Genomic DNA, 1,343 nt, shown 5'->3' with positions numbered 1-1,343 from the left:
CGAAGCGCCTGCCGCATGCCGCGGTCGCGTTGCAGCGAGGCACGCGCGGTGACACCCGCCCGCAACCGCCGACAGCCGTGCACGGCGTCTGCCGGCCGCTCCTCGCCCGCGGCGTGGACGTGCGTCGCGAGCCCGTACATCAACTGCGGCTGCTGCTGCCAGCCGTGGGTGCGCAGCAGGATCTGCCGGGACTCGGCGAACCGGAACAGCCTCAGCAGGAAGTGACAACCCGTTCCGTCCATGGACGGAACGTCCTCGGCGTCCACGACGAGGGTGGTGAGAAGCGGGGAGAGTTCGTCGAGCAGGTTGTCCAGAGCTTCCCCGGCATGGCGGTCGACGGGCCCGTGCAGGGAGACGAGCGCGGCGTCGCCGAGAAAAACGGCGCGGACGGTGAACCGTTGCGTGTGCATGCGGGTGCCCCCAGCGGGTGGTGGCAGCCCTCGATGGTCAAGACACCACCGGGTACCCGACCGAAAGGCAAGGCATGGTCGGCATGTGCGGGGAGGTCCGGAGCGTGCGCCGGCGGGCGGGAGCCCGCATCTTGAAGCGCCGTCCGGAACTCGCACAGCAGGAGCCAGACTGGTCTGTTCTCCTCCACCCTGTCACACACCGGACGCCGACGACAGCGCTGGCACGTCGGGGCGGGGTGCGCGCGGCGCCGTCGGCCGGACCAGGCCGACCCGACACGGCGATCGCGGCGGACGGGTACGGCGGGCGGGCGCGGTCAGGCCTGGTACTCGGTGAGGTCGATGGCGTGGACGGTCAGGCCGTAGCCGTACTCGGGATGGACCGCGGTGCTCTCCGGAGTCAGGCCGAGCTTGGCCAGCACGTTCTCGGAGGCTTCGTCGCCGGTCCGGACGATGCCGACGACCCGTTCCAGGCCGCGGTCCTGGAGCGCGAACTCCAGCGTGGCGTGAGCGGCTTCGGACGCGTAGCCCTGGCCGCGGAACTGGGTGCCCAGCCGCCAGCGGAGAGCCACCTCCGAGGCCGCCTGGGGCAGGAAGACCGGCACGGACAGGCCCACGAAACCGGCGAGCTCCCCGGAGGCGAGCAGTTCGACGGCGAAGAGGCCGAAGCCCTCCTCGTCCCACTCCTCCTCCCACCGTTCGATCGCCTCGGCGGTGTCGTCCGCGCCCCGGACCGAGCCGTCGCCGGTCCATCGCATGACCTGCGGGTCCGCGTTGATGTCCGCCATGGGGACGAGGTCGTCGTCCTGCCACCGGCGGAGGATGAGTCGGGGGGTGCGGATCTCGGTCATGGCGCCATTGTGCCCAACGTCCGGAGGCGGGAGGACAGCGGAAGGGCCGCCGGACGGATGTGCTCCGTCCGGCGGCACTGGGGGG

At 71.8% G+C, this 1,343-nt stretch carries 2 protein-coding genes; both read right to left on the bottom strand.

Going from position 1 to position 1,343, the window contains the following annotated elements; translation table 11 throughout:
• A partial coding sequence (locus ACYVE9_RS07735) for an STAS domain-containing protein (RefSeq protein WP_461026989.1) occupies nt 1–410 on the bottom strand: 410 nt, incomplete at its 3' end.
• A gap of 314 nt (nt 411–724) precedes the next feature.
• Nucleotides 725–1,258 (bottom strand): GNAT family N-acetyltransferase, encoded by a 534-nt coding sequence (locus ACYVE9_RS07730; protein ID WP_461026988.1) that lies wholly within the window; start codon nt 1,256–1,258, stop codon nt 725–727.
• Between the last annotated feature and the right edge of the window lie 85 nt (nt 1,259–1,343).

Source organism: Streptomyces sparsus (assembly GCF_054776295.1).
The sequence above is the reverse complement of the archived record's forward strand: the minus strand, read 5'-3'. Positions and strand labels throughout refer to the sequence as shown.